The following is a 6,160-nucleotide window of genomic DNA, read 5'->3' on the forward strand; positions in this document are numbered from 1 at the left end:
AGTTAGCAAATAAATCACAGATAGAAAGTCCGCGAGGACTTTCGTAAGTAGGCTAAAACCAAGCAATTAATTATACACGTTGTTGGCATTTCGTTATTTTTTTCAGTTCACAATTTTTTCGGCATTCAGGAAGTTCAATTGTAGTAAACTTTCCTTGCTCACGTCATTCCATTCTTCAAAATCCATAAACCATCTTTCTTCTAAAAATGACAGCATTTTTTCTCCTCTTAATTCAATTTTTTTTGGTGTCCATTTGTTATATGATGAAACTTCAATCTCACTATATGCACCATTGAAAAATCCAACTTCGTTTCCTTCTTTATTTACGTGTCTGTTTTTAAAATCAAAACATTTATTTTGAAATTCAGAGTTTTTTGATTGACCTAAAAGCACCAAATTTCCTAAACTATTTAATAAAATTCTTCTCTGTTTTTTAGAATAGTTATTGAATTCAGAAGTCCAACAATTATCTTTTGGTGTTTGAGGATAAATATGTTCAATTGTATCTTCTTTTTTGCGTTTGCTATAATCAGACCAACTAATTTTTTCGTTTCCTTTTGCATTACCTTGTAAATGAAGTTCATATTCAAATAGAAAGTACCTTAAACCATTCCAAGAATAAAATCCGTCTGATTTTTCAAATTGGTCTTTAATATATCCTTGAAATTTGTCTAAATTAAACCAGCCGTGATAAGCATAGTCTTCTCCTTCTCCAGATTCTCCAGCAGTAAGCCAAATTATATTACCAATAGTCGCTTGTAAAGTCATATTCTCTTTTCCAAAATAGAAAGAGTTGGCTAATCTATAAAAATGACTATTTTTAGTATTCGATGGTCTTTGGGTAATTCTAAAAACAAGGAAAATAAACCTTTCTGCTACTTGCAGTAATTTTACAAATTCTTCTTCTCCCGATTTTGTCATTGAAGCCATAAATAAAGGTGGGAAAGCACTCATACCAATTCGATTAAGTTTTTCTAACCATTCTTTTGTATTGTCTGAATAATCTGAATACTGTGGATTGAATAAATAAAACCAAGATTTTACGCATTTTGATAAACTGTCGATATAATCTTTTATGTCTTTTAATTCTATTTTTCCTGTAATTGTATTTTTAGCAGTAAACTTTTTATTTAATAAAAATTTAGCATAAGAATTTGATTCTTTTCTGTCATACTTAAAATACATTATCCAATGATTTCTTAAAAAATCATCATCATCCATTGCATTATGCTTGTTCTTTCCTAAAAATTCATAAATCGTTTTCCAAGTTTCGTTAATGTCTTTTCTTATTCTTGCTCTTGTGGAATCATCAACTTCAAGCATAGTTGATAAATAAATAAGTCTGTTTTTTAGTAACTCAAGATTTGATAGAGATTTACCTCTATTATTCATAGTTTCAAAAGTTACATAAGTATCTAATTCATCATCAATTTCGTAGAAATTGAATTTGAATTTTCCAGTTATTTTTTTAAAAATTTCTTCGAGTTCTGATTTATCTAATTTACTTAACTTTTTACTGAAAAAATCCTTTGCGAATTTCAAGTTTGCAGTATAAAGTGTTTGTTCTGGAACTTTGTCAGCAGTTGAAGATTCTTGATTTAGAATTTTAGTTTTAAAAAACTCATCACTTGGATTGTCTTTTTCGTAACCAAATATGAACGATTTATAATCGCTTCCATATTCTTTGTAAAGAAATTTATTATTCCAATATTTTTTGTTCTCAAAATTAATTCCTTCTTCGTCATCAAATTTATTTAGAAGTTCATTTACTAAAATTATAGAAGTAGTTAATCTTTGTTGTCCATCAATTAAATAATATGCTTTTAAATTTCGTTCAAATAGCCAAATGTCGTCTTGCCATTTTTCTAAAGAAACAATTTGTTTTTTAGTTATCGGTTCAACAGTTAAAAGTCCTGTATAATGGATTCTATCTTCTTTTAAATTAATTATATCTTCCCAAAAATCTTCGAGTTGGTCTTTTTCCCACGAATAGCCTCTCTGAAAGTCAGGTATTCTAAAAAAGTTTTCGTTAAAAATTTCGGTTAGTGACTTTAGTTTGTTTTCTGCCATTTTTCTTTTTTATTCTATGGTTTGTTATTTGTTCTGCGGTTCGTGATAATGAATGCCAACGTGTTTGTGTAAGAAAAGTTGCGTGGTTTAGGCAATAAAGTTAGTAAATAAAACACGAACCAAGAAAATCCGCGAGGATTTTCGTAAGTATGCCTTTACCAGCAATTTTTTTTACACGGTGTTGGCAGTAGTTTTTTTATTTTCCACCAATCTCAATAATTTTCAATCCTTTTATTTTGTAAGTTTTTCGGTTATCTTCAAAAGCATTACCGCTTGGTTGAGATAAAATCAGTTTATTTTTTTTATCTATTTTTTGAATTCTTAAATAATCCCAACTCTTTTTGTGTTCAAATTTATTAGATTTTGGATTGAAAATATAATATTTGTCCCAACAACTATTTCCGCAATCAATAGGAATTGATAAATCTACATAACCATCAAAATTATAATCATAAAAAGAAAAATTAATATTACCAAGTGCAATACCATCTTCAATGTTATTTATTACTTGTAATTTTTTATTCTCTTTGTAAATACTCAATTTCTCAATACCCCCATAATAACCTATATTATCTGAATAACTTAATTTTTCATCCCAAATAATATTGAGTATATAATTTTGAACTTTATAGATTCCTGTTTTATTAATATTTACTGTTGTTATTTTCTCTTTTGAAAATTCTTTCCAATTATTTTTTTGTGCAAAATTCTTATTTGATATAATAAACAAGCTTAAAAACAGTAGTTTTTTCATTTTTTTATTTTTTTTCAATGAATAGAATTTCTTTTATAATTTTCGAAAGTATAACAACATCAGAATGGGAGTTGTGATATTGTCTTATGCTATGATTAAATAAGTACTGATATAATTCAGTTAGTTTTGGATATTTTGGATTAGGATTAGATTTGTTTTTTAATTCTTTATAACCCCATTTCATCGTGCAAAATTTTTTGATTTCATTCCAATCAAAATTTAAATAATATTTTTCTAATTCATTTTTTAAAACTGGAAAATCGAAATCTAAATTATGTGCAGCAATTAATTTACAATATTTTAAATCATATATAATCTTTTGGTAAGCTTCTTCAGGTGGAATTCCTAGTTTTCTGATTATTTCAGGTTTTATTTTGTTAACCATAAAAGCATCTGAGTTTTCATTAAAAGGACCATTTATTAGCTCCGTTGCTTTTTTATATATAATACCATCGTAATCCATAATCATCCAAGAAATTTGGATAATATTTGGTAAAATTGAACCTTTTATAAGTCCATCAGTTTCAGTATCAAATATGAACATTAAATCTTTTTCAATTTTTGATAAGTCTATTTTCTCTATGTTACTTGGTTGATTTAATTCGATTTCTTCTGTCCAAGTATTAAAGTAATTCTTTTTTTTAATAATTTTTGTTCTATTTAAGAATAGGTCTACTATTACGTTAAATCTATTTATATCTATCTGATTTGGCTTCTTAGTAGGATAATTAGAGTTGATAAATTTGTATTTGTCCCCAGATTTGTGGAGTGAATTAGGAAGAACTACGTGTGTGCTCCACAATAATTCCATTTTTTCAAATAATCCAATATTCTCTTCATTTGCAGGGAAAGTAGAACAAACTTGATTATCTTCCAAAACCCCAAATATATTTGAATAAAAATAAATATGATAACCATCTTGACTTCCTGTTTTTACAACCCATTCATAATGTTTCGGTAATCCCAAAATCACTAAAATATCATCAATGAAATTATCATTTGAACATCCATCTATATCTAATATATGTAAATTGTTATAACCAGCAACTGTTCCGATTCCTGTTGCTTCATTCCATTCAAAGTTATCTAGTTCATCTTCTTTTTGTCTTTCAGATTTAAGATGTTTCCATTTATGATATGGTGCTTTTAATATACTTGAATCATAAAAATTATGTTCTGTTAATTGATTTGAAATACAAGTTATATTTAAACCGATATTATAAAAATGTTTCCCTAATAATTTAAGTTTAGTCATTATTTATAACCTTTAATAAGTAAATATTCTCCACATTTATATGCATCTTCATTTTTTTCTGCTAAATTTATTATTATTTCTTCTCTCCATTCATCATATAATTCAGGGTATTTATTTTTAAGTATTTGAATGTACTCTGGTTTGTTTATATGTAAAATACAGTAATACTCATCAGCCACCCCAATAGAAATTCCACCACTAAAGAAAAATTCTAAAAAATCATTGAATGAATTGGATGTTTTTAAATCCTGAACAGTCCATTCAAGATATTTAGATGTAATTAGAGGGTAATTTTTGTTGTATTTTTGATAATTCATTTTATGATGTTTCAGATTACTTGCAACTTGTTTTAATAATGGTTTTTATTTCAACCACGCAATCATAAATGTTAAAACAGAAAATATTAAAATAATTATTTGATAGTAGAAGCATTTCCAAGAAAACCTTCCTAAAATTAATACTCTTTTTCGTAATTCTTTAAATTTACACTTTATGATTTTGTCATTTTTTATTTCGGAATCTTTAATGTAATAATGTTTAGAGATTAATGTTTCTAAAAAAGTAAAAACTAAAGAAAATCCTTTTATTGAAATATAATCATCGTCTAAAGTTTTATTTCCGTTTTTTTTATTAAAAGCTTTAATACGTATAGTATTTATATGTCTAGTAAGTCGTAAGTCAAATAATCTAGATAACATTGTAGTTGTTCCAAAGCATATTGACGTAAATGCTAATAATGCAGAAACCCTTGCTAAAGTAATCTTCCAATTAATATTTTGTAAAGAAAATTCAATTTGTTTATCTGTTTCGATTTCTTTAAGTATAAAAGCTAAAATTCCAATAGCAGCTATAAGAAAAAAATTATTGGAAAATCCAAATTGAGTTAAAGTTTTATCAGCCCAAAACCGATGCCTTTCTTGATATTCTTTTTCTGTGTCTGTCATTTTTTTTAATTACTGCCAACGGTTTTGTGTATGGTTAGTTGCGTGTTTAAGCAACTAATTTAGTAAACAAAAACGAACGCGAGAAAATTCCGAAGGAATTTTCCAAATAAGCAACGACCAAAGCAATTAATTATACACGTTGTTGTAAGCAGTTATTTTATTTCGTTAATATCAAATCGTTCGGGTTTATAATCAATCCAGTTAAAACTGCCATTATCTTTTCCAAAATCAGTTACGTGCTTTAAAGGAAGGATATATGATTTTTTATTTTCTTTAATTACTCTATACATCGCTGCGATTTCCAATTCTAAAAATTGGTCAACTGCTGTTGGTGTAAGTACAACATTATATCCTTGATAATCTGTTTTTACACTTGGATATTTGATTCCAGGAAACCCTCTAAATCCAATTGCTAAATCTGTATATGCTGCTGAAATCATATAGTCCGAATTATGAACAATATTTTTATTAGAAAATTGATTTGAAAAGAATTTTAGAATTAATTCAAACTGTTCTGCATTCTCTGGCATTTCTCGTCTAATATTTGCCAAATGATACTCATAAGATTTTTGAACATCTTTAGAATTTTGAATTGATTTTTCATCGAAGACTAATTCAACGACCTCTAATGTTTCTTTAATTCTCCATTTTCCAACGGTCATAACAAAGTCAGCGTTATCAATCTCATTTTTTTCAAGGTCTCTAAATATTTGGCTAGTCTCAAGAAGATTTACCATTCGAGGATGCTTTATTACATCCGATTCGACTGCTCCGTAAAACATTGAGTTTTGAAGAGAGTTAGCTCTACCATAAGTTTTAATATTTTCGGAATCTCTTCGATACGAAATCTCTTTTTCGTCTGTAAATATTTCATTCGGCTTGTTAATCCTTGCTCGCTCAATATGATATCCTTTATTCAATTTTGCTGTTAGGAATGGAATGAACTGTAAACTTCTAATTTTTGTTATTAAATCGTCGTACGATATAGATTTTAAGTCAATTGCATTTATTTCTGCAATAATGTCTTTCAATTCGTTTAAGGTAGGAAGTTTGTTGAAATTCTGTTTTTTCATAATTGCTTACAACGGCTTTGTGCTTATAGTTTGTTGCGTAAATTTAGCGAAAAAATAATAGATA

General features: G+C 27.2%; 6 protein-coding genes. All 6 read right to left on the minus strand.

All coding sequences use genetic code 11. From position 1 onward, the window contains the following. Nucleotides 1-102 precede the first annotated feature (102 nt). Entirely contained in the window at nt 103-2,070 is a 1,968-nt protein-coding gene (locus P2G10_RS12590; RefSeq protein WP_275316950.1) for a DUF262 domain-containing protein, read from the minus strand. Between the two features lie 196 nt (nt 2,071-2,266). Next, nucleotides 2,267-2,824: an XAC2610-related protein gene (locus tag P2G10_RS12595; protein ID WP_275316951.1), complete on the minus strand. Its 558-nt coding sequence runs from the start codon at nt 2,822-2,824 to the stop codon at nt 2,267-2,269. A gap of 4 nt (nt 2,825-2,828) precedes the next feature. Further along, nucleotides 2,829-4,079 carry a bifunctional DNA primase/polymerase gene (locus P2G10_RS12600; protein WP_275316952.1) on the minus strand — a complete coding sequence of 417 codons (1,251 nt, stop codon included), beginning with the start codon at nt 4,077-4,079 and terminating at the stop codon, nt 2,829-2,831. Continuing rightward, a complete protein-coding gene (locus P2G10_RS12605; RefSeq protein ID WP_275316953.1) occupies nt 4,079-4,396 on the minus strand; it encodes a hypothetical protein in 318 nt (105 codons plus the stop codon). The genes P2G10_RS12600 and P2G10_RS12605 overlap by 1 nt, the downstream gene beginning before the upstream one ends. 45 nt (nt 4,397-4,441) lie before the next feature. Beyond that, the gene (locus tag P2G10_RS12610) at nt 4,442-5,023 is read right to left on the minus strand and encodes a hypothetical protein (protein WP_275316954.1); all 582 of its coding nucleotides are present in this window, start codon (nt 5,021-5,023) and stop codon (nt 4,442-4,444) included. 152 nt (nt 5,024-5,175) lie between these two features. Beyond that, nucleotides 5,176-6,096 (minus strand): hypothetical protein, encoded by a 921-nt coding sequence (locus tag P2G10_RS12615; RefSeq protein WP_275316955.1) that lies wholly within the window; start codon nt 6,094-6,096, stop codon nt 5,176-5,178. Nucleotides 6,097-6,160: the final 64 nt, after the last annotated feature.

This window comes from Tenacibaculum bernardetii, from assembly GCF_029125915.1.
Lineage (GTDB): Bacteria > Bacteroidota > Bacteroidia > Flavobacteriales > Flavobacteriaceae > Polaribacter > Polaribacter bernardetii.

Excerpts from the sequence above, each read along its gene's own strand:
- P2G10_RS12590 (WP_275316950.1), bottom strand. The coding sequence starts at position 2,070 with ATGGCAGAAAACAAACTAAAGTCACTAACCGAAATTTTTAACGAAAAC.
- P2G10_RS12595 (WP_275316951.1), bottom strand. The coding sequence starts at position 2,824 with ATGAAAAAACTACTGTTTTTAAGCTTGTTTATTATATCAAATAAGAAT.
- P2G10_RS12600 (WP_275316952.1), bottom strand. The coding sequence starts at position 4,079 with ATGACTAAACTTAAATTATTAGGGAAACATTTTTATAATATCGGTTTA.
- P2G10_RS12605 (WP_275316953.1), bottom strand. The coding sequence starts at position 4,396 with ATGAATTATCAAAAATACAACAAAAATTACCCTCTAATTACATCTAAA.
- P2G10_RS12610 (WP_275316954.1), bottom strand. The coding sequence starts at position 5,023 with ATGACAGACACAGAAAAAGAATATCAAGAAAGGCATCGGTTTTGGGCT.
- P2G10_RS12615 (WP_275316955.1), bottom strand. The coding sequence starts at position 6,096 with ATGAAAAAACAGAATTTCAACAAACTTCCTACCTTAAACGAATTGAAA.